Source organism: Litorisediminivivens sp. KMU-197, assembly GCF_056858395.1.
This window is the reverse complement of sequence record NZ_JBXEQG010000014.1, coordinates 1-22227: the sequence shown is the minus strand read 5'-3', so window position 1 is coordinate 22227 and position 22227 is coordinate 1. Positions and strand designations below refer to the sequence as shown.

The window sequence follows — 22227 nt, the reverse complement described above, 5'->3', positions numbered from 1 at the left end:
CCGCCCGCCGAAGAAGCAGCCCCGGACCTGATCCGGGGCCGCCGCCTCTGTTGGGCGACCGCGATCCTGGGCAAGGCCCAGGGCGGCCTCGGCGCAAATCACGCCGACGGGTAGCAGAAGCTGTCGGTCGAGCAATCGCCGCCCTCAAGCCTGATCTGGTGGCTGCGGTAGCCCTCGGGGAATTCCACCCAGAAGTCAGGATCCAGTTCGAAGGACCCGTTCTCGTTCTTCGCCATCACCATCGCTGCCCCACGCTCGCCGGGATAGAACTGATCGTCCCAAGTCGAATAGAGCGAATTGGTCCAGTAGACCCGTTTTCCGTCGCGGCTGATTTCCACCATCTGCGGCCCGTAGCCAAAGTCCTTGCCGTTCGGGTGTTTGGCCTTCTTCACGATCCCCCCGATCTCGACCTTGCCGGCAAGCGTCGGGTTCATAGGGTCCGAGACATCGTACTGATGCATCTCACCCGTTCCCCAACAGGCGACGTAGAGGTACTTGTCGTCCAGCGACAGGTCGATGTCCGTCACCAGCGGTGGCACCGCTTCGAACCCCTTCAGCAAATCCGGAAGGTCATCGGCAGAGGCCGGCTGCGGGTCGATGGTGATGGTCTTCTTGGCTTCGAATGTGCCATCGTCATTGCGCCACCATGTGAAGATCGACCCTTGAAGGTTGGTCGTGTCCACCACAACGCCGCAAAATCCGTATTGCTTGGCCGGATCGTGGGCAGGCCGGATTTCCAGCGCCATCTGGTGATTTTCGCCCAAGTCGATGGTCTGAACGCATTTCCGCGCCCTGAGATCCCAGAAATGGATCGAATGTCCGTACTTGTTGCTCAGGAGGTCTTCGGCGACGATACCGTTTTCGAACTGCGGCGGCAGGCCCCATTCGGACGACACCATGTAGTCGCGTGGCAGGTTCCACCAGAAGTCGTAGTGCTTGTCCTGTGCGCCCCGGTCCATCTCATAGCGACCGCGGATTTCGAAGGTCTCGCAATCCATGATGAAGATGCCCGGAGGTCCGTCAGTGCCGTCCTCGCCCGCGCCGCCAAGGGTTGAAACATAGATGCCCTCAGGTCCACAGTGGATGGTGTGGGGTCGGGAATATCCGGTCTTATCCAGCAGCTCTTCCGGTTCGATGATCTTGTGGATCTTGGCTTCCAGAGGCTCTTTCACATCGATCACGTAAATCCGCGAGCTTCGGATGCCGGGGATGATTAGGTAGCGCCGTTCAAGAAAGGCATGGCCGGTCAGCGGCGACAGTGCCGAGGAGCAGGCGTTCCAGCCGAAGTGGTGGAATTCGTCGCCTTTGTTGGGCATGAACAGGCTGTGCCTGATCTCTCCGTAGGTGTCGGAAGACGGGTCGACGTCAACCACAGCAAGGCCGTCGGGCTGCGAGCCGTCGGGACTGAGCAAAAGTGTAAATGCAAGTTTCTCGACAGGCCCCTGCATGGCCAGCTTGGCCGAGGGGTAGAATGTCGGATCTGGTCTTAATGTCATGATCTTCCTCCCAGAATAATCTTCAGTTGCTTCGTGAAACTCGGCCTCGCTTGCCTCGGGCGGCTTATCCTGCCGCATTGGTCCATTGGGGGTCCGAACGGCCCTCCCAAGCCGTCCGAACCGATTTTCTCGCCGGTCAGGCGTTAACGTCGACGACGACGCGCCCCTTGACTTGCCCCTTGAGGATATCACGCCCCAATTGCGGCAGGTCGGACAATGTTACGGGCTGCACCATGGCCTCCAGCTTGTCCATCGGTAGGTCCTGAGCGATGCGCTGCCAGGCGCGGACGCGGTTGTCATAAGGCTGCATGACGCTGTCGATACCCAGCAGGTTGACGCCCCGCAGGATGAACGGCGTGATCAGTGCGCCCTCGATGGCCGCGCCACCCGCAAGGCCGATCGCCGCAACGGACGATCCATACTGCATCTGTTTCAGCACCCGGCCCAGCATCGCGCCAGCCACGGCATCGACACAGCCACCCCAGACCTCGGCCTCTAACGGTTTCTTCGTCACCTCGGTCAGTTCTTCCCTTGCCACGATGCGGGCCGCGCCGAGCCCCTTGAGGTAATCCTCCTGATCGGGTCGCCCGGTTACGGCCGCCACTTCGTGCCCCAGCTTGGCCAACAGGGCGGTCGCCACAGAGCCGACGCCGCCCGCCGCGCCGGTGACCAGCACCGGGCCGTCCTTGATGCCCTGATCCTCAAGCGCCATCACCGCCAGCATCGCGGTCAGACCGGCAGTGCCCACCGCCATCGCCTGACGGGTATCGAGCCCATCGGGCAGCGGCACCAGCATGTCAGCCTTGACGCGGGCCTTCTCGGCATAGCCGCCCCAGCGGTTCTCGCCCACCCGCCAGCCGGTCAGCACAACCTTGTCGCCGGGCTTGTAGCGGTCGTCGTCCGAGCTTTCGACAGTGCCGGCGAAGTCGATGCCCGGCACGTGCGGATAGTTGCGGACCAGCCCGCCGCCCGGCCCGATGCAGAGCCCGTCCTTGTAGTTCACGGTGGAGTATTCCACCGCGACGGTCACGTCACCTTCGGGCAGTTGGTCTTCGCTGACCTCGGTCACGCTGGCGGATGTCTTGCCCTCGTCGTTCTTTTCGACAAGCAGTGCCTTGATCATGTGGTCTCTCCTCAGTTCCAGAATTTCGCTTCGACGGTGGCGGGGCGCGCGCCGTCGGGGGTCTCGACCGTAAGTCCGGTTCCAGGGTCCCAATGGGTCATGCGGACCATGCCGATCCCGACATTGACCCCGAAGTCCGGCGACCAAGCGGCCGAGGACACGCGGCCCACCACGGCGTCGCCATCCTTGAGCGGCCAGAAGCGGTCGCAGCCGCCGGGGAGCGGCTCACCACCGATCTCGATCGGGCGGATTTGCTTGACCGGTCCTTCAACCGCCACCCGTAGCAGCGCGTCGCGCCCGATGCAGCCGATGGCGGTCTGCGTGTTGCAGAACCGGCCCAGTCCGCATTCGTGCGGGGTGTTGTCGTCGGTCATGTCGTTGCCGTAGGACAGCAGGCCGCCCTCAATCCGCTCGATCCCGTTGGGGCAACCTGCGTGCACGTCCATCGGTTTGCCCGCTTCCATCAACGCGTTCCACAACGGCATGGCGATGTCTGCGCCTTCGACGTATATCTCGAACCCCCCTTGCTTTGAATAACCCGAGCGCGCCACCACAAGGTCGCGCCCCTGAAAATCCAGCTTTTCGTAGCGGAAAAAGCGGATGTCGCGCACGGCGTCACCGAAGACAGCGGCCATCAGGTCGTCCGCCTTCGGCCCCTGAACCGCAAGCGGCGAGACGTCGGGCTCATCCACCAGCACGTCGAGCCGATAGCCATAGGCCAGACCCTTCACCCAGTAGAGAAGGTCGCTGTCGGCGATCGAAATCCACCAGCGGTCCTCCGCAAGTTTGACCGCCACCGGATCGTTCAGCATGCCGCCGGTCTCGTCGACGATCGGCACGTAGTAGCACTGCCCCAGTTCCATCGCACGCAGGTCACGCGGCGTGAGCAGTTGCATCAGCCGCCCGGCGTCCGGCCCGCGCAGCTCGACCTGGCGCTCGCAGGCCACGTCCCAGACTTGCACCGCCTCTTTCAGATGCCGGTAATCCTCTTGCATGGACCGGAAGACAGTCGGCAACAGCATGTGATTGTAGACCGTATAAGCCTTGATGCCGGCAGCCTCGACCCCTTCGGAGAATGGGGTGCGCCTAGTCCGGCGGGACGGGGTGATGAGCGCCATTCAGCCAAGTTCCTTGATGCGGTTGCGGAGTTGGAATTTCTGTATCTTGCCGGTTGAGGTCTTGGGGATAGCCTCGAAGATCACTGACTTGGGGGTCTTGAATCCGGCCAGATGCTCTCGACAGAAGGCGATGATGCCGGCCTCGTCGGCCTGCGAGCCCGGCCGCAATTCGACGAAGGCGCAGGGCGCTTCGCCCCATTTGTCATGCGGCCGTGCCACGACGGCAGCCGTCTGCACGTCGGGGTGGCGATATAGCACCGCCTCAACCTCGACCGAAGAGACGTTCTCGCCGCCAGAGATGATCACGTCTTTCAGCCGGTCGCGGATCTGGATATAACCGTCGTCGAACACAACCGCGCCGTCGCCTGACCAGAACCAGCCATCCTGCATCGCGTCCGCCGTGGCCTCGGGGTTCTTGTAGTAGCCCTTCATCACGGTGTTGGCGCGGATGGCGATCTCGCCCTGGGTTTCGCCGTCACGCGGCACCGGCTTACCGGTCGCACGGTCTATGACCGCGACGCCCTCGACCATTGGCAGCGGCACGCCTTGCCGTGCGCGGTGGCTGGCCTGCGTCGATGCGTCAAGCTCGGCCCATGCGGGCTGCGGCAAGCATTGCGAAATATGGCCATAGGTTTCGGTCAACCCATAGACATGCATCACCTCGGCCCCGAGCGCCGCCATGCGCTCCAAAATGGCCGGGGGCGGGGGGGCACCCGCTGTCATCACGTTGAGCGGCGGATCGAAGGGTGTCTTCGGCGCGGCCTCGCTTTCGGCCAGCATTTGCAGGATCACGGGCGCGGCGCCGAAGTGGGTGACGCCTTCGGCCTCGATCGCGGCGACAAGGTCTTCGGGCGCATTTGAGGCCGGGAACACCATGGTGCCGCCCAAAATGGCAAGCATCCAGGGATGCCCCCAGCCGTTGCAATGGAACATCGGCACCACGGACATATAGACCGGCCGGGCCGGGACTGCCCAGGCCGCGACCGTCCCCATTGCCATCAGATATGCGCCGCGATGGTGATAGACCACGCCCTTGGGCCGCCCGGACGTGCCAGACGTATAGTTCAGCGCCATCGCCTGCCACTCGTCGGACGGCAACCCGTCGCCCTCCAGCGGATCGCCCAGCAGGTCGGCAAAGGTCATTTCGGTCTGCACGGGCGTGCCGGGCAGAGGTATCTCGATGACCTCCGGCCGGTTCTCGGCCTGATCGAGAGCCTCCCGCACCAATCCGAGCATATCCGTCGAGGCAAGGATCAGCCGGCTGTCCGAATGGTCAAGGATATAGGCGATCGTCGCTGCCTCGAGCCGCGTATTCAGCGCCGACAGCACCGCCCCCGCAATCGGTACGGCGAAGTGCGCCTCGAACAGTTCCGGCAGGTTGGGCGCCAGCACCGTCACCGTGTCGCCCAATCCGATGCCCCGCGCCGACAGCCCACCGGCAAAGCGCCGCACTCGGTCGTGAACCTCGGCCCAGGTCCGGCGCACGTTCCCCTGAATAGTCGCGGTATGATCGCGATGAACCAAGGCCGCCCGCGTCAGGAACGACACCGGTGAGAGCGGCACATGATTGGCCGCTCCCGCTTCTAACGCGTCGAAATGCTGCTGCATCTCCTGCCTCCCGGCTTCAGCGTGGTCCGCGCCAGTCGATCTGGCATATCTCGGCCGAGCGGCCGTCGAAATCCCAGACCCGACCATGAGCCCGTACCCGGCTCTTGGTGGCGGTGGCGACGGTGATGTCGGCGCCCATCCAGTAATCGGTGTTGGTAATCACCGTTTCCTTGCCCTCGGAGTTGGTGACCGGCACCACCTCGCCCTGAATTTTCTTGCCGACCATCAGGCGCCGCGCATTGCCTTCGGTCTCGAAGGTCACGGGCGCGCGCTCGGCGCCAAGGAACTCGGACACCAGCATCCCGAACAGCCCCGTCGTGCCGCGTGCCGCGCCAGAGAAGACGTTGACCAACGCCTCATAGGCGGCCTCGCTGGCGTTCTCGTCAATATAGGCGGCGGCCTTCCAGTTGCCGCGTCCCATGTTGCCGGGGATGTCCATGATCAGCCCGACGTTCAGGCCCGACAGCGACTCGTCGCCGTATTGGCCTTCGTCGATGCGGATGCCGACCCAGGCCTGGCAATAACCCTCGGTGGGCGGGTGCTTGCCGAGGCTGACCACGCAGGGGCAGAACACCGTGCAATTGCAGTTCAGGATCAACTCGCCCTTGATGGACCAGTCGGGAATCTTTGTGGCGTCGAGTGGCATGTGTCCTCCCTCAGAACAGCGGTAGTGCAAGGCCCGCGCCAATTAGCGCAACGCCCAGCGGTTTCGTCAGATACCGCCCCAAGTCGGGCAGTTTTTCCAATGTCATCAGCACCATGGCGAGCCCCATGAAGGCCAAGTTCATGGTGCCGCCGATAAAGGCCAGCAACATCAGCGCCCAGCAACAGCCGACGCAATCGATCCCCAGCCGAAGGCCGTTGCGGAAGGGTCCTTCCTCCCAATGCTGCATGAAGAACGTCAGGGGCGCTCGGCAGCGCGACAGGCAGGCAGCCTTGGTGTCGGTAAATTGCCAAGCCCCCGCGCCGATCAGCAACGCCGCGGTCAACCAGACAGACAGGCTTTGTCCTAGTGTCCCGATCAGCCCGACCCGGTAGAGCGCCACCTGGGCCGCCGCCGCAGCCACGGAAAACCCCAGCCAGACAGCCAAGTAACCGCCGGTCAGAGCGCCGAACCCGGTCGAGGTCACGTGACCCAGATCATCGTAAGTGCGCAAGGCGGGCAGGGCGGTCGGCGCCATCATTGCGGCACTCATCAAGGCCCACATCACGAAGGCCGGCGTGAAACCCGAAGCGCCCAGCAATCCGCCGCAGAGCGCCTCGATCAAACCGCCGCCGTAGCTCGCCTCCAACGCACGCAGCTCGGGTGGCACCGCCATGGCAAAAAGCGCGGCCCAGGCCAGCAAAAGGCCCGAATAAAAGGCAATCCAGTGCCCTCGGCCGACCGATATGCCACGCAATGCCAGCATGTTTCTCCCTGCGCCTTGCCACGGACACCCGTGTCAGGGTATAAAATGCCTGACAATTAAATGTAAGACAAATGAAAAAAGCACCTAGAAATCAAGGGCCTGACCTTCCGGCACAAATCGCGAAATCGCTTCGAGACGCGATTCTCTCGGGCGAACTGACTGCTGACGACCGTCTGCCCTCCGAATCGGACCTTGCCGAAACCTTTGCGGTATCCCGTCCGACAGTGCGTGAGGCGCTTAAGCGACTGGCGGCGCAATCGCTGATCAGGACCGAGCGCGGTGCATTTGGTGGGGCCTTTGTTCGCCGGCTTTCTTACGCCGAGGCGCAAACGCTACACGCAACCACTTCGACCCTGCTGCTGTCAATCAACGAGGTCGATTTCAAAGTGGCCTGTGAAGCGCGCTACGCCATGGAGAAGTCCTGCACCGCTCTGGCCTGCGCACGACGCGGTGAACAAGACGTCGCCGCGATGCGCGCCGAGATCGCGCGTCAGGGAACCCAAGGTCTCAGCGACGAGGATTTCTGCGCCTCAGACGTTTCGCTGCACCGGCGGCTCGTGGACGCCGCGGGCAATCCGATCCTGTCCTATCAGTTGGCGGGGGCGGTGGAGGCGATGCAGCCATTGATGAACATGATCACCTTTTCGGCCCGCTCGCGCGAGCAGATCGTCGGGTTGCATACGCGGCTGACCGACGCCGTCGAGGCCCGCGATGCGGCGCAGGCGGATGAGGCGCTTTCCGACCTGGAGCTGTATACGCTGGAGTTGGGACAGGGTTTCATTGCGGCGCGCAAGGCCCGGACGGAGTAACATCGTCTCAGGCTTCGTGACGATGTCCTCGAGTGATTTGCGGCTCCAAGCCTGATCCGGGTTTCAGCCCAAGGTCGTTCCAGGGGCATGTGTCCCGTTCTGGACAGGTGGGCGATTGCCGTCCGCCTCGACAGGTTCAAGGCCACGACCTTCCAGACTGTTTTACCTTGCTCATAGCGCGCTTCGGTGTAAAGCAATAGCATATCAATTCACCGATCCGGACCCTACCCGCTGTGACAACGCCCACCCGCACCCAAGCCTTGCCGCTGTTCCTGCAGATCAGCGAGTTCCTCATGCGCGAGATTGCGGCAGGCCGGCTGGTGGACGGCGAACGCCTTCCGCCCGAGCGCGACATGGCTCGGCTGCATAACACCTCGGTCACCACTTTGCGCAAGGCACTGGCAGAACTTGAAGCGAAGGGCCTGCTGGAGCGTATTCAGGGGTCGGGCAACTACATACGCGCGCGGCACGGACAGGTTTCAGCCGGGGAATATTCGATGTTCCGGTTGGAACTGCGCGAAGGGGGCGGGCTACCCACGGCCGAGCTGCTCTCGGTCGACTTGACCGGGAAAGATCACTCATGGGGCACGTCGGAGCAGGCCACCCGCGTTCGCCGCTTGCGCCTGTTGGGCGGTCGGCCCGTTGCGGTCGAGGAGATTTGGCTCGACGCGGATGTCGGGCAGGTCGAGGCGCACCAGATCTCGGAATCGCTCTATCGCCATTACCGGCTAAAGTTGGGTCTCTGGATCACCCGCGCCGAGGATCGCGTCACCATCGCGCCTGTGCCCGACTGGGCGCCGGCCCGGTTCGGCCCCAGGCCGGGTATGGTCACCGGTTTTGTCGAGCGCTTCAGCTGGGGCCAGCGCCCCGAGCCGGTTGAGTTTTCCCGCACCTGGTTTGACACCGAGGCCGCGCAATACGTGCAACGCATGATATGAGGATTCCGACATGACCACGACCCGTTATGGCGTCATTGGCTGTGGCATGATGGGGCAGGAGCACCTGCGCAACATCGCGCTGCTCGACGCCGCCGAGGTCGCTGCGATATACGAACCGGATCCCGGCATGGCAGCCGCCGCGCAGTCCCTTGCGCCTGACGCTGTGCTTTGCGACAGCCTCGACGCTGTGCTCGATACCCCGGGGCTTGACTGCCTGCTGATCGCCAGCCCCAACTTCCGCCATGTCGAGCAATTGCAGCTGATCGCAATGCGGAACCCCCTGCCGCTGCTGGTCGAGAAACCGCTATTTACCGACCCGCTGCACCAGCCGGACATCGAAACCCTGATAAGAGGCTACCCTGCGCCGATCTGGGTCGCGATGGAATACCGTTACATGCCGCCGATCGCCGCGCTGCTGGCCGAGGCTGAACAGGCCACCGGCGGTGTCCGGATGTTGACTATCCGCGAACACCGCTTCCCGTTCTTGCACAAAGTCGGTGCCTGGAACCGGTTCAATCGTTTCACCGGCGGCACATTCGTCGAGAAGTGCTGCCACTTCTTCGACCTGATGCGGCTGATCCTGAAATCCGAGCCGGTGCGCATCATGGCTTCGGGCGGGCAGGCGGTGAACCACATGGACGAGGATTACGACGGTCAGCGTCCCGATATCTTCGACCACGGCTTTGTCATTGTCGACTTCGCCAACGGCACTCGCGCGTTGCTTGAGCTCTGCATGTTCGCCGAAGGCGCGCGCTATCAGGAAGAGGTTAGCGCAGTCGGCCCTTTGGGCAAGATCGAGGCACTGGTGCCTGGCCCCGGCCGGTTCTGGCCCAAGGATCTCGGTCCGCCGCCAGTACCGCAGCTTATCGTCAGCCCGCGCCATCCCAAAGGCCCCGAATCCCGCGACATTCCTGTCGATCCCACGCTGCTGGAGGCAGGCGATCACAATGGCTCTACCTTCTACCAGCACCAGAGGTTTCTGGAGTTGGTGCGCGGAGAGCGGCAGACCCCTGACGTCAGCCTTCGCGACGGGCTAATTTCCGTGCTCATGGGGCAGGCAGCGCAGAACTCGATCCTGCAGGGGCAGACCGTAGAGCTGAAACTCTGACCGCACACCGCATAATTGATACACTATTGATATAGGTTTGGCTTTGCCCTAGTTTGCCGCCCACGCCGCCCGCTGCAGGAGCTTCACCCATGACCATCGTTCCGGTCACATCCGCCGACCTCGACGCCGCCGAAGTGTCGTGGTTCGCCGCGCTCTGCGCAGACGATTACCGCTTTCTTGGCCAGCCTGATGGCGACCTTCGTTCCAGCTGGGAGCATTGCTCGAACATTCTCAAGACCGCCGAGGACTATGGTTTCCGCAACATCCTGTGTCCCTCGTCCTATCAGGTGGGCCAAGACACGTTGAGCTTTGTCGCCGGCTGTGCCTCGATCACAGACCGGATCAACATGCTGGCCGCCGTGCGCTGTGGCGAGATGCAGCCGATCATGCTGGCGCGCACGCTGGCGACGCTGGATCACATGCTCAAGGGCCGGCTGACGGTCAACATCATCTCTTCCGACTTCCCTGGTCAGCGCGAGGACAGCAAGTACCGCTACCGCCGCTCGCACGAGGTGGTCGAGATCCTCAAACAGGCCTGGACGCAAGACGAGATCAATTACGAAGGCGAAATCTACAGATTCGACGGCGTCACGACAGACCCCGCCAAGCCCTACCAGACTGGCGGCCCTCTGCTCTACTTCGGTGGCTATTCCCCCGACGCGCTGGAACTGTGCGGCAAGCATTGCGACGTTTACCTGATGTGGCCGGAAAAGCAGGAGGATCTGGCCGAACGCATGAAGGCGGTCAATGCGGTCGCCGAACGCCACGGGCGCACCCTCGACTATGGCCTTCGAGTGCACATGATCGTTCGCGAGACCGAGGCCGAGGCCCGCGACTACGCCGATCATCTGGTCAGCAAGCTGGACGATGAATATGGCAAGCTGATCCGCGACCGGGCGCACGACAGCATATCACTGGGCGTCTCGCATCAGGCCCGCGCGCGTGAACTGGCCGACCAATTCGGCTACGTGGAGCCGAACCTCTGGACCGGCATCGGCCGCGCACGGTCAGGCTGCGGGGCGGCGCTTGTCGGCTCGGTCGATCAGGTCATGTCGAAGATCGAGGAATACAAGAAGATGGGCATGCGCAGCTTCATCTTTTCGGGTTACCCGCATCTCGATGAATGCAAGCACTTCGGCGAACTGGTCATGCCGCACCTCAAGACATGTTCGCTGCCACACGAATACGGCCGTGTGCCGTCCGAGACACCGAAGACGCCGCTCGGCGCAGGAGACCGTAAATGACTCAACGTCTGTCCCTTGGCGACACTCTCGCGATCTCGCGCATCGTCTATGGCATGTGGCGGGTGGCCGACGACAGCGACACTTCTGCCGGGCACGTTCAGTCCAAGATCGAAGCCTGCCTGGAGCAAGGTATCACCACCATCGACCAAGCCGATATCTATGGCGATTACGGGGCCGAGGCCGTGCTGGGTGCAGCGATCAAGGCGGCGCCCCATCTGCGCGACCGCATCGAGATCGTCACCAAGTGCGACATCGTCGCGCCGATCGGGAAATATGCCGATCGCCGGGTCAAATATTATGACACCTCGGCCGCGCATATCACCGCATCGGTCGAAGCCTCACTGACCAACATGGCGACCGACCGCATCGACCTGCTGCTGATCCACCGCCCGGATCCCTTTATGGACCACCACGAAACCGGCGGTGCGTTGGATGGCCTCGTTTCCTCCGGCAAGGTTCGCCACGTGGGCGTATCGAATTTTCGCCTCAACGACTGGACCCTGCTGCAATCGGCGATGAAGACGCCGCTGGTGACCAACCAGATCGAGGCCAGCGTGCTGCACCCCGCACCCTTCCTCGACGGCGAAGTCGCCTGGATGCAGGAACGCGCCATTCACCCGATGGCCTGGTCGCCGCTGGGCGGCGGACGGCTTTACGCAGAAGATGGCCTGTCGGTCCGCGCCGTGCTGGACCGGATCGCCCAGGATCAGGGCACCGACGCTGCCGCCGTCGCCGTGGCCTGGCTGCTGGCGCACCCGGCGGGGATCGCGCCGGTGCTGGGCACAAACAACCTCGACCGCATTCGCGCCATTGGTCAGGCGGAGACCGTCACCATGGACCGCGAGACCTGGTTCGAGGTCCTGACCGCCGCCATGGGGAGCGAGGTGCCATGAGCCTGCAAGAGAAAATGGCTCATTTTACCCCCAATGAGACGCCCAGTCCGGAAGACAGCCGTGCCCTGCGCGGCGCGCTGTCGCGCTTCGGCACCGGGGTCGCCGTGGTCACCACCGAGGGTGATGACGGTCCCGTCGGCATGACGATCAACAGCTTCTCTTCGGTGTCGCTCGACCCGCCGTTGGTGCTGTGGTCGGCGGCCCGCACTTCGCGCCGATATCCGCATTTCGCGAAGGCGCAGCACATGGCGATCCATATTCTAGGTGCTGATCAGCTTGACCTCTGCAACAATTTCGCCAAATCGGCCTCAGCCTTCGATCAGGCCGATTGGCAGCGCGACACCAACTTCGTACCTGTCCTGAACGGTTGCCTCGCTCGGTTCGACTGCGCGGCCTACGCGGAATACGATGGGGGCGATCACGGTATCCTCGTCGTTCGTGTATTGCGCGCGGCGTTCCGCGACGGCGCCCCGCTGCTTTGCTATCAGAGCGGTTTCGGCCGCTTCGACCCCCAGCGCTGATGGAGACGGCGCGGCTTCCTGACCGGTTGGCCGCGTTGCTCGGCCCGCGCTTTGCCGAGGCCTTGCCTGCCTCGGTCACCTCGCGCGGTCAGCAGGACTTCAACGGTTGGGTGCTTGAGGATGTGATTTTTTCCTTCGCGGACGGCGAAACCGCCCCCGCTTGGTTTGTCCGTCCGCCAAACAGGCACCCCCCGGTACCAGCGATTATCTACGCCCACGCCCATGGCAACAGGTATGAACTGGGCCGCGATGAGCTGGTTCAGGGTCGAAGCTCGCTGCAAACCAATTATGCCAGCGACCTGATGAAGCTCGGCATCGCGGCGCTCTGCATCGAATTGCCCTGCTTTGGTACCCGCCAGACGCCGTCGGAATCCGCTCGCGCCAAGGCCTGCCTGTGGCGCGGCGACACGCTGTTCGGCCAGATGCTTGTGGAATTGCGCGCGGGCGTCGATTTCCTCAACTCGCATCCGGGGATCGCCCCTGACCGCATCGGCGCCATGGGCTTCTCGATGGGCTGCACCCTGGCATGGTGGCTGGCCGCGCTGGACCCGCGGATCCGCGCGACTTCGGCCCTCTGCTGTTTCTCCGATCTGGATGAACTAATGACGCAGGATGCCCATGACCTGCACGGGATTTACATGACGATACCGGGACTGCTGACCCTCGCACGCACCGGGCAGATCGCGGGTCTGATCGCACCGCGCCCTCTACTGATCACGATCGGAGCGCAAGACCCGCTTACCCCGGCCTCGGCCTTTGCCATCGCCCGGGCCGATCTGGAGACCGCCTACGCGGGCGCGCCCGACGCCCTGATGTTTCACATCGAGCCCGACGAAGGTCACCGTGAAACCCCTGCGATGCGTACCGCGGTGCTGGATTTCCTCAGCCGCTCGCTGGCCCCTGTGGACGAGGCGACGACGGGTGTTTGACATCTGGTATACCATTGTGCGTGATGGTCGCTGGGACCGGTGGAGGGACGGGCGGACATGACCGCGGAGACACTGAAAAGCGCAGCGCTGATCGGAGCAGGGATGGTGGCCCGTACCCACGTTGCTGCCATCGCGGCGTCAGAAACCGTGACCCTCGCAGGCATCGTTTCACGGAGCGGAGACCGGGCAAGGGCGCTTGCTGGCGAGGCGTCCAAGCGGGCCGGTACGGATGTCGGCACCTACACCTCGGTCGAGGAGGTCGCCGCCGATCCGCAGGTCGACTTCGCCATCGTCCTGACCCCGCCCGATGCCCGGGCCGAGATTATCCGCCCGCTGGCCAAGGCGGGCAAGCATATCTTGCTGGAAAAGCCCGTCGGGCGCAGCGCCGAAGAGGCCCGCGAGATCGTGCAGATCGCTTGCGATGCAAAGGTGCGCCTTGGGATCGTCTTTCAGCATCGTATGCGTGCGGCTTCACGCAAGGCTGCCGAATTGGTCCTATCAGGTGATCTTGGCGCGCTCGGCCTCGTGGAAATTGCCGTGCCGTGGTGGCGCGAGCAGGTCTATTATGACGAGCCCGGTCGAGGCACCTATGCCCGCGATGGCGGCGGGGTGCTGATTTCGCAGGCGATCCATACCATCGATCTTGCGCTCAGCCTCGCCGGCCCGATCCGGACCGTTCGCGCCATGGCGGCCACCACGCGTTTTCACGCCATGGAGTCAGAGGATTTCGTCGTCGCGGGGCTGACCTTCGCGGGTGGCGCTGTGGGGTCACTGACCGCCAGCACCGCGTCCTTTCCCGGCAAGCCCGAGACAATCACCCTGCATTTCGACCGCGCCAGCCTGCATCTCGAAAGCGGGACCCTTCAGGTGCGCTGGCGCGATGGCCGGCAGGAAAGCTTTGGCGCGAGCGGCGGCACCGGGGGAGGGGCCGATCCCATGGCCTTCACCCACGAATGGCATCAGGACATCATCGAGGATTTCGCAGCCGCGCTGTCGGAGGACCGCGATCCTGCAATCACCGGCGAGGCGGCGCTGGCAAGCCACGAGTTGATCGATGCCATCATCCGCTCGGCCCGGTCCGGCGACACTGTGGAGGTGACCCAATGACCCTACGTTTCGCGGTCATCGGCATCGACCATCGGCACTGCTACGGCATGGCCGGCAATATGATCGACGCCGGTGCCGAATTCGCCGGCTGGTGGACCGAGGGCCATCCGGGCACCGAGGAGGGTTTCCTCAAACGGTTCCCTGACGTGCCCCGCGCGAAAAGCGCCGATCATTTGCTGGAAGACGCCAGTATCGGTCTGATCCTGCTGGCCGGCATTCCACGCGACCGCGCCGCCATGGCGATCCGCGCGATTGATGCGGGCAAGGACGTTATGTCCGACAAACCCGGCTGCACGACGATAGAGCAGTTGGACGCGATCAGGGACACCGTGAAACGCACCGGCCGCATCTGGTCCATCGACTTCTCCGAGCGTTTCGAAGTGCCCGCAGCTACAATGGCCGCCGACCTCGTGGCCGAGGGCGCAATTGGCAAGGTCGTCCAGACTGTCGGTCTTGGCCCGCACCGGCTGAACCGTCCGACGCGGCCAGACTGGTTCTTCGACCGCGATGCCTATGGCGGCATTCTGACGGACATCGCCGGCCACCAGATCGACCAGTTTCTGTTCTTCACCGGCTCCACCGACGCCGAGGTGACGCTGGCCCATGTGGCCAATTACGCCAACCCGGATGACCCGGGCTTGCAGGACTTCGGCGAGGTCGCGCTGCGCAGTGCGCAGGGCCACGGCTATGTCCGCGTTGACTGGTACACGCCGGGCGCGCTGCCCAACTGGGGCGACGGGCGGCTGACGATCCTCGGCACCGAAGGATACATCGAGCTGCGCAAATACGTTGACGTCGGCCACGAGGGCACCGACCACCTTATCCTCGTCAACGGCACGCGGTGCGAGCGTTTCGATGCCTCCGACGCCGGGCTGCCCTACTTTGGCAGGCTTATGGCGGACATCCGCGACCGGACCGAAACCGCGATGACGCAGAGGCATGTCTTCAAGGTCTGCGAATTGGCGCTGACCGCTCAGGCGATGGCCGAGGCGAAATGATCCGCGTCGCGATCATAGGGGCCGGCATCGGCGTGGAGCACCTTGCGGGGTATCGCGACCTGCCGGGACGCTTCAAGGTGTCCACGCTCTGCGATCTCAACCTCGACCGGGCGCGCGCAGCGGTGGGGAAGGACCCAATCACGGTGACCGACGACCTTGACGCCGTGCTTGCCGATCCGGACATCGACTTGGTGGATATCTGCCTGCCGCCGCACCTGCATTTTCCCGTCGCCAAACGGGTCTTGTCAGCCGGAAAACACGCGATCTGTGAAAAGCCGATCACCCGGTCGCTGGCCGAAGCCGATGCGTTGATCGAGGCCGAGAAAGCCTCGGGCCGCCGAGTTTTCCCTGTGTTTCAGTACCGCTACGGCCGAGCCATGGCGCAACTGAAGGCCCTTCAAGAGGCAGGCGTCACCGGCAAGCCCTATGCCGCCAGCCTCGAAACCCACTGGAGCCGTGACGCGCAGTATTACGCGATTCCGTGGCGCGGGACATGGCATGGCGAGGCGGGCGGCGCGCTGCTCAGCCATGCAATCCACGCCCACGATCTGTTGTGTCACGTGATGGGTCCGGTCGCGGAGGTTTTCGCCATGACCGACAGCCGCGTCAACAAGATCGAAACCGAAGATTGCGCCGCGCTGAACTTCCGCATGGAAAGCGGCGCTCTGGCCACCAGCTCGGTCACGCTGGGGGCGGCCAGCGATGAGACCCGGCTACGCTTCTGCTTTGCCGGCCTCACCGCCGAAAGCGGCCGCTCGCCCTATCGTCCCGCGCAGGAGAGTTGGCGCTTCATTGCCCGCGCCCCGATCACTCAAGCCGAGGTTGACCTGATAACCGAGGCGGTGCCGGAAACGTCGGGAGGCTTCACCGGCTTCCTCTCCGCCGTCGCAGATGCGCTCGGCGGGCAGGGCGGGGGCGAGGTGACGTTAAGGGACGGGCGACGCGCGATCGAACTGGTGACTGCGATCTATGCCTCTGCCCGGAATGGTGCCAGTATCGCGCTACCGTTGGAGAGTGACGCAGAAACCTACCACGGCTGGATGCCCGACCCGGCATCCCAAAACCAACCAACAGGAAACCAGAGAGGATCCTGACACATGAAAAAAACCATTCTCACATCCACGGTGCTCACCGCCGGTCTGGGCGTTCTCGCCACCGCTGGCGCGGCGCAGGAAATCCGCTTCATGTGCTATTCGGACGGCAACGAATGCGAGGTCTACGATGACCTGCTGACCCGGTTCGAAGAGCAGAACGAAGGCGTCGACATCGTCGTCGACGTGGTGCCTTATCAGGCCATCGTCGAGAACCTGCCGGTGCAGCTTGCCGCCGGCACCGGGCCGGACATGGCCAAGATCACCGACACCGGCGGTCTGAACGAATACTACCTCGACCTCGCGCCGCACATTGACACGGCCTATTGGGACGACGCCTTCGGCGAGACCCTGAACTGGTACCGCGTCGGCGACCGCAACAGCTATTACGGCATGCATTCGCAGCTGACCATCACAGGTCCTTTCGTCAACGCCACACTGTTCGAACAGGCCGGTGTCGAGATGCCGGGCGAGGGTGCGACCTGGGACGATTGGGCCACCGCCGCGACCAAGGTGGCCGAAGCGACGGACGCCGATTTCCCGATGGCCATCGACCGCTCGGGTCACCGCGTTGCCGGGCCGGCGGTTTCCTATGGCGCCAAGCTGGTTCAGGACGGCAAAGGCACATTCGAGGGTTTCGGACCTTTCGCCGAGGCCTTCGTCGGCTGGAACGAGGATGGCACCATGGCGCGTGACGTCTGGGCCAGCCAGGGTGGCTCGACCTACGCCGACGCAGCGCAGGAGTTCATCAACGGCGAGGTGGTATTCTACTACTCCGGTTCGTGGCAGGTAGGCCGTATGGACGAACAGGTCGGGGACTTCTTCGACTGGAAAGTCGTAGGCTCGCCCTGTGGTCCGGCAGGCGCCTGTTCCGGCATGCCCGGTGGTGCCGGGATCGTCGGGTTCGAGCAGACGGAGCACCCCGAGATCGTCGCCAAGGCGATCGACTTCCTCGCGCAGGAAGACATCTATGCCGAGGCCGCGGCCCGCACCCGCAATCTGCCGGCGCATCTGGGCGTCGCCAAGTCCGGTGTCGATTTCGAAGGCGCGACGCCTGCCGCGCAGGACGCGCTGACCGCCTTTGCCGCGTCCCTGCCGGACGTTGCCCCTGAAGCCTTTGCCTATCAGGGCTATTCCGGCAACCGCGCCATGTTCGGCATCACTGTCGAGCGCCTGAGCCAGGCCATCGTCGGCGAACTGTCGGTCGAGGACGCCCTGGCGCGGATGGACGAAGACCTCGCCTCTGCCATGGAAGAAGCGCAGTAAGCGCGACTGTCCCCCGCGCCATCGCCGCGCGGGGGGCCACCGAAGGGGAGGGACAGATGCTGCGGATCATCACGCCCGTCATGCGGGTGATCGAGATACCCATGCTTGCCTTGCAGCGGATGCTAGGTATTAACCGCCTGGCTTGGGTGTTCCTGGCGCCGAACCTGATTCTGTTCGGGCTGTTCGCTTTCCTGCCGGTCATCCTCAATGTGTTCTACGCCACCACCGGCAGCGATAATGTGCTGCTGGCCGACCGTCCCTACATCGGCGCACGCAACTTCGTGACGCTGACCGATTGCGCCAGCTATCTGGACCCCAATACCTGCCGAGAGGACAAGTTCTGGCGAGCGGTCTGGAACACAATGTGGTTCGTAACGCTACAGGTGGGCTTCATGGTGGGCTTCGCGCTTCTGACCGCGGTGATCCTCAACCGCGACATCCGCGCGCGCGGCTTCTTCCGCTCGGTGTTCTTCTTCCCGGTGCTGCTGTCGCCTGTGGTGGTGGCGCTGATCTGGAAGTGGATTCTCCAGCGCGAAGGCGTGCTGAATGCCTTCCTCGACTGGACCGGCGTCGGCGGGGTCAATTGGCTTGTCCATGCCGACTGGGCCTTCGGCTGGTCGGTCTTCATCTCGGTCTGGGCGCACATGGGGTTCTACACGCTGATCCTGCTGGCGGGGCTTCAGGCAATCCCGCGCGACGTCTACGAGGCAGCCATCATGGACCGCGCCTCGGCATGGCGCACCTTCCGCCGGATCACCCTGCCGCTTCTGTCGCCCACCATGCTGGTGGTGCTGGTTCTGGCGCTGATCAAGGGCGTGCAGACCTTCGACGAGATTTACGCCTTCACCGGTGGCGGGCCCGGGACGGCGACGACCTTCATCATCCAATACATCTACGAGGAGGGCTTCGCCGGCGCGCCGCGTCTCTTTGGTCTTGCCGCTGCCGCGTCGCTTCTGGTGGCGGCCGTGCTGGTGGTCCTGACGCTGGTGCAACTGTGGGTCAACCGGAGGAACGTCAATGGCTGATCCGGCAGCGCCGGCACAAAAGGCACACGTGGTCGGGTGTCAATACCGCGTGACACACCCAAGGGAGCAGCCGCATGTCTAGGATATGGTCCTTCCTCACTGCCACCCGCGGCCGCGACAGGCTCCACTGGACCGATTGGGTGTCCTATGCCTATCTCACCCTCGGCATCCTGCTGATGTTCGGCCCGGTCGTCTGGCTGCTGCTCTCCAGCTTCAAGACCCCGAACGAGCTTGACCGCTTCCCGCCGCGATTCCTGCCCTATGCGCAAGAAACCCTTGAGATAGACGGCTTCGACGACCCGCTCCTTGCCTTCACCGTCACCGAGGGCGAGCTTGCTGGAGAAGTCGTTGGCCAGACCCGCCGCGCCGCCGGCCGCGCCGAGGTGGTCCTACCGTCGGACCCCGACAGTCGCATCCGGCTTCAGGCCAGCCAACTCGAACCCATCGAAGACGTCGCCTTCGCCACCGAGAACTACACCTCGCTCTTCGAACGCTTTAACTTCCTTCAGTTCTTCTGGAATTCCACCTTTATTACTGTCATGGCCACGGCGCTGATGCTGCTGGTCAACTCCATGGCCGCCTTCGTCCTGTCGAAATACGAATTCCGCGGCCGCACAACCGTGCTGCTTCTTGTCATCGGCACGCTGATGATCCCGCAGACCGTGGTGCTGGTGCCGCTCTTCCTGATCGTCACCGAGATGGGCATGTTCAACTCGCTCTGGGGCGTCATCATTCCCGGAGCGGCCACGCCGACCGGGGTCTTCCTGCTCCGGCAATACATGATCACCATTCCCGACGAGATTCTCGATGCTGCGCGGATGGACAAGGCCAGCGAGTGGAAGATCTTCTGGCGCATCATCGTGCCGCTCTCCGCGCCGGCCATCGCAGTGCTGGCGATCCTCGCCATCATGTGGCGTTGGAATGATTTCCTCTGGCCGTTGATCGTGCTGACGCGGTCCGAGAACTTCACCCTGCAACTGGCGCTGAATTCCTTTCAGGGCGAATTGCAGACCGACTGGCCCAGCCTGCTGGCCATGACCGTTCTGACGCTGCTGCCGATCGCCTGCGTCTTCATGTTCCTGCAGAAATACATTGCCACCGGCATCGCCTCGACCGGCGGAAAATAGGAAAGGGCTGAGATGGCCAGAGTCGAACTTCGCAACGTGAAGAAATCCTTCGGTGCGGTCGATGTCATCGAGGGCATCGACCTCGACATCGCGCATGGCGAATTCTGCGTCTTCGTCGGGCCGTCGGGCTGCGGCAAGTCCACGTTGCTCAGGATGATCTCGGGGCTGGAAGGCATCACCAGCGGCGAAATTGCCATCGGCGACGAGGTGGTCAATCACATTCCCGCCGCCGACCGGGGGCTGGCGATGGTTTTCCAGAGCTACGCGCTCTACCCGCACATGTCCGTGCGCCAGAACCTCAGCTTCGGGCTGGAGAACATCAACACCCCCAAGGCCGAGATCGACCGCAAGGTCGAGGAGGTCTCGAAGATGCTGCAGATCGACATGCTGCTCGACCGCCGGCCCAAGGACCTGTCGGGCGGCCAGCGTCAGCGCGTCGCCATCGGACGCGCCGTGGTGCGCGAACCCAAGGTCTTCCTGTTCGACGAACCGCTGTCAAACCTCGACGCCGAGCTGCGCGTCGGCATGCGGGGCGAGATCGTGGCCCTGCACCGACGCCTGCAGAATTCGATGATCTACGTCACCCACGACCAGGTCGAAGCGATGACCATGGCCGACAAGATCGCCGTGCTCCGCCTTGGCGAACTCGAACAATTCGGCCGCCCGCTCGATCTCTACAACCGACCCGAGAACCTCTTCGTCGCCGGTTTCATCGGCTCGCCGCGAATGAATTTCATCAAGGGCCACGTGGACCAGAACGACCGTCGCGCCCTGATCCTCGACACCGGTGAACGCCTGCAACTGCCCGAAACCGGTTTCGCGCAGCGCCCCGGCGAAGCGGTCACGCTGGGCATTCGCCCCAACCACCTGCAAGCCTCCGACGACGGCCCCATCGCGCTCGAGGTCGCCTCGGTCGAGCAACTCGGCGGCGACAGCTATGTCTACGGCCAGCTTGCCAACGGCACGCCGATCACCCTTCACTTGGCCGGCCAAACGGCAGTGACCATGGGCGAAAGCATCGCCATCACGCCCGCAGCCCAGGAAGTTCACCTCTTCGATACGCAGACAGAGCAATCCCTGCGCACCGGTTGACCCTTCATCTTGCCGGGTAAACTCCGGGGGTTTGGGGGCCGGCCCCCACCAAACAAACCTGCGCGCGCAGCGCTCAATATGAAAAGGGCGGCCCGAAACGGACCGCCCTCATCATGTCCAATGCGGCCGCGGCTTACTTCCAGCCAACCTGATTGAAGATTTCCTGCGCGTTCGGCAGGTTCTTCGCCACCGCTGACAGCGAGACTTCGTCAGCCTTGAACGCGCCCAGTTGGTCCACGGCTGCCGTCATTTCGACCGCTTCTACAACCGGATACTCATTGTTACCGGCGGCGAAGTACTGCTGCGCCTGATCCGACGCAAGGTACTCGAGGAACTTCACCGCGTTGTCACGGTTCGGCGCGTGCGCCGCGATGCCGCCGCCCGACAGGTTCATGTGCGCGCCGGTGCTGTCCTGGTTCGGGAACACCCAGCCGAAGGTGTCGATGTGTTCGCTCACCCCGTCGACCTCGCTGGCCAGAGCACGGGCGAAGTAATAGGTATTGCCGACTGCAATCTCGCACTCGCCCGAGGCGATACCGCGTAGCTGGTCGGTGTCGCCGCCCTGCGGGTCACGCGCCATGTTGTCCAACACCCCCTGCGCCCAAGCCAGTGCCGCCTCTTCGCCGTCGTTCTCGATGATCGAGGCCAGCAGGGTCTGGTTGTAGGTGTTTGTCGAAGACCGAATGCAGATCATGCCCTTGTATTTGGGATCCGCCAAGTCGGCATAGGTCTGCGGCGGTTCGCTCACGTCGTTCTTGTCATAGAATATTATACGTCCGCGCTGCGAGAAGCCGAACCACTGGTTGTCGCTGTCTTGTGCCGAGGCCGGCACGCGCTCTTCAAGGATGTCACTTTCGATTGCCTGGAACACGCCCTCGTTCTTGGCACGTTCGAGCCGCGAGGTATCGACGGTCAGCAGCACATCGGCCGGGCTGTTCGCGCCTTCCGAGACCATGCGCTGGATCAACTCGTCAGCCTTACCTTCGATGCGGTTGATGACGATGCCGGTCTGGTCGGTGAAATCCGAATAGAGCCGCTCGTCGGTGTCGTAATGGCGGGATGAATAGAGGTTCAGCTCACCGCCGTCCTGGGCAATTGCCCCGGTCGCGGTGGCGGCCATCAGCAGGGCGGGAAGCGTGAGTTTCGGTGTCATGTGACGTGTCCTGTGCTTCGTGAAACGTAATGACACAGTGAATTGCAGGTCTTCCGGAACAGTTCAACCCTTTCTGATAGAAAAACTCGGGTATAAGCTGCATTTCTGATTTATTTAGTCGGAATTTGGGTCGGAGCAGTCTCAGAACTCCGCGAACCCGCGACGTTCGAGC

21 protein-coding genes are annotated in these 22227 nt (G+C 63.3%); 14 read left to right on the top strand and 7 right to left on the bottom strand.

Annotated features, from left to right (window positions below):
• Positions 1-98: 98 nt before the first annotated feature.
• The 6 genes from AC04PT_RS18655 to AC04PT_RS18630 all read right to left on the bottom strand — a co-directional run bounded on the left by AC04PT_RS18655 (position 99) and on the right by AC04PT_RS18630 (position 6754).
• Positions 99-1496, bottom strand: a complete 1398-nt coding sequence (locus AC04PT_RS18655; RefSeq protein WP_482875296.1) for a selenium-binding protein SBP56-related protein — start codon at positions 1494-1496, stop codon at positions 99-101.
• A 136-nt stretch (positions 1497-1632) separates the two neighbouring features.
• The gene (locus AC04PT_RS18650; RefSeq protein ID WP_482875295.1) at positions 1633-2619 is read right to left on the bottom strand and encodes an oxidoreductase; all 987 of its coding nucleotides are present in this window, start codon (positions 2617-2619) and stop codon (positions 1633-1635) included.
• An 11-nt stretch (positions 2620-2630) separates the two neighbouring features.
• The gene (locus AC04PT_RS18645) at positions 2631-3737 is read right to left on the bottom strand and encodes a dimethylsulfoniopropionate demethylase (protein WP_482875294.1); all 1107 of its coding nucleotides are present in this window, start codon (positions 3735-3737) and stop codon (positions 2631-2633) included.
• Positions 3738-5345, bottom strand: coding sequence for an AMP-binding protein (locus AC04PT_RS18640; protein WP_482875293.1), 1608 nt, complete (start codon positions 5343-5345; stop codon positions 3738-3740).
• 16 nt (positions 5346-5361) lie between these two features.
• Positions 5362-5991 (bottom strand): DUF1326 domain-containing protein, encoded by a 630-nt coding sequence (locus tag AC04PT_RS18635; protein ID WP_482875292.1) that lies wholly within the window; start codon positions 5989-5991, stop codon positions 5362-5364.
• A gap of 10 nt (positions 5992-6001) precedes the next feature.
• The gene (locus AC04PT_RS18630) at positions 6002-6754 is read right to left on the bottom strand and encodes a DUF2182 domain-containing protein (protein ID WP_482875291.1); all 753 of its coding nucleotides are present in this window, start codon (positions 6752-6754) and stop codon (positions 6002-6004) included.
• 71 nt (positions 6755-6825) lie between these two features.
• On the opposite strand from AC04PT_RS18630, the gene AC04PT_RS18625 reads away from it, so the two are divergent.
• From AC04PT_RS18625 to AC04PT_RS18560, 14 genes are all read left to right on the top strand, one after another.
• Positions 6826-7563 (top strand): FadR/GntR family transcriptional regulator, encoded by a 738-nt coding sequence (locus tag AC04PT_RS18625; protein WP_482875290.1) that lies wholly within the window; start codon positions 6826-6828, stop codon positions 7561-7563.
• 233 nt (positions 7564-7796) lie between these two features.
• A complete protein-coding gene (locus AC04PT_RS18620) occupies positions 7797-8501 on the top strand; it encodes a GntR family transcriptional regulator (protein WP_482875289.1) in 705 nt (234 codons plus the stop codon).
• A 10-nt stretch (positions 8502-8511) separates the two neighbouring features.
• Positions 8512-9609, top strand: coding sequence for a Gfo/Idh/MocA family protein (locus AC04PT_RS18615; RefSeq protein WP_482875288.1), 1098 nt, complete (start codon positions 8512-8514; stop codon positions 9607-9609).
• 89 nt (positions 9610-9698) lie between these two features.
• The gene (locus tag AC04PT_RS18610; RefSeq protein WP_482875287.1) at positions 9699-10853 is read left to right on the top strand and encodes an LLM class flavin-dependent oxidoreductase; all 1155 of its coding nucleotides are present in this window, start codon (positions 9699-9701) and stop codon (positions 10851-10853) included.
• Entirely contained in the window at positions 10850-11746 is an 897-nt protein-coding gene (locus AC04PT_RS18605; RefSeq protein WP_482875286.1) for an aldo/keto reductase, read from the top strand. The genes AC04PT_RS18610 and AC04PT_RS18605 overlap by 4 nt, the downstream gene beginning before the upstream one ends.
• 14 nt (positions 11747-11760) lie before the next feature.
• Positions 11761-12267 (top strand): flavin reductase family protein, encoded by a 507-nt coding sequence (locus AC04PT_RS18600; RefSeq protein ID WP_482875285.1) that lies wholly within the window; start codon positions 11761-11763, stop codon positions 12265-12267.
• Positions 12267-13196, top strand: coding sequence for an alpha/beta hydrolase (locus tag AC04PT_RS18595; RefSeq protein WP_482875284.1), 930 nt, complete (start codon positions 12267-12269; stop codon positions 13194-13196). Before AC04PT_RS18600 ends, AC04PT_RS18595 begins: the two co-directional genes overlap by 1 nt.
• A 57-nt stretch (positions 13197-13253) precedes the next feature.
• Positions 13254-14303, top strand: coding sequence for a Gfo/Idh/MocA family protein (locus AC04PT_RS18590; RefSeq protein ID WP_482875283.1), 1050 nt, complete (start codon positions 13254-13256; stop codon positions 14301-14303).
• Entirely contained in the window at positions 14300-15301 is a 1002-nt protein-coding gene (locus AC04PT_RS18585; protein ID WP_482875282.1) for a Gfo/Idh/MocA family protein, read from the top strand. The genes AC04PT_RS18590 and AC04PT_RS18585 overlap by 4 nt, the downstream gene beginning before the upstream one ends.
• The gene (locus tag AC04PT_RS18580; RefSeq protein WP_482875281.1) at positions 15298-16395 is read left to right on the top strand and encodes a Gfo/Idh/MocA family protein; all 1098 of its coding nucleotides are present in this window, start codon (positions 15298-15300) and stop codon (positions 16393-16395) included. Before AC04PT_RS18585 ends, AC04PT_RS18580 begins: the two co-directional genes overlap by 4 nt.
• Before the next feature lie 3 nt (positions 16396-16398).
• Positions 16399-17658: an ABC transporter substrate-binding protein gene (locus AC04PT_RS18575; RefSeq protein ID WP_482875280.1), complete on the top strand. Its 1260-nt coding sequence runs from the start codon at positions 16399-16401 to the stop codon at positions 17656-17658.
• Positions 17659-17714: 56 nt separating this feature from the next.
• Positions 17715-18683 (top strand): carbohydrate ABC transporter permease, encoded by a 969-nt coding sequence (locus tag AC04PT_RS18570; protein WP_482875279.1) that lies wholly within the window; start codon positions 17715-17717, stop codon positions 18681-18683.
• Between the two features lie 74 nt (positions 18684-18757).
• Complete coding sequence (locus tag AC04PT_RS18565; protein WP_482875278.1) at positions 18758-19810, top strand: carbohydrate ABC transporter permease; 1053 nt, start codon at positions 18758-18760, stop codon at positions 19808-19810.
• Positions 19811-19822: 12 nt separating this feature from the next.
• Positions 19823-20902, top strand: coding sequence for an ABC transporter ATP-binding protein (locus tag AC04PT_RS18560; RefSeq protein WP_482875277.1), 1080 nt, complete (start codon positions 19823-19825; stop codon positions 20900-20902).
• Positions 20903-21035: 133 nt separating this feature from the next.
• Here AC04PT_RS18560 and AC04PT_RS18555 read toward each other — a convergent pair whose 3' ends face one another.
• Positions 21036-22055, bottom strand: coding sequence for a Fe(3+) ABC transporter substrate-binding protein (locus AC04PT_RS18555; RefSeq protein ID WP_482875276.1), 1020 nt, complete (start codon positions 22053-22055; stop codon positions 21036-21038).
• Positions 22056-22227 lie beyond the last annotated feature (172 nt).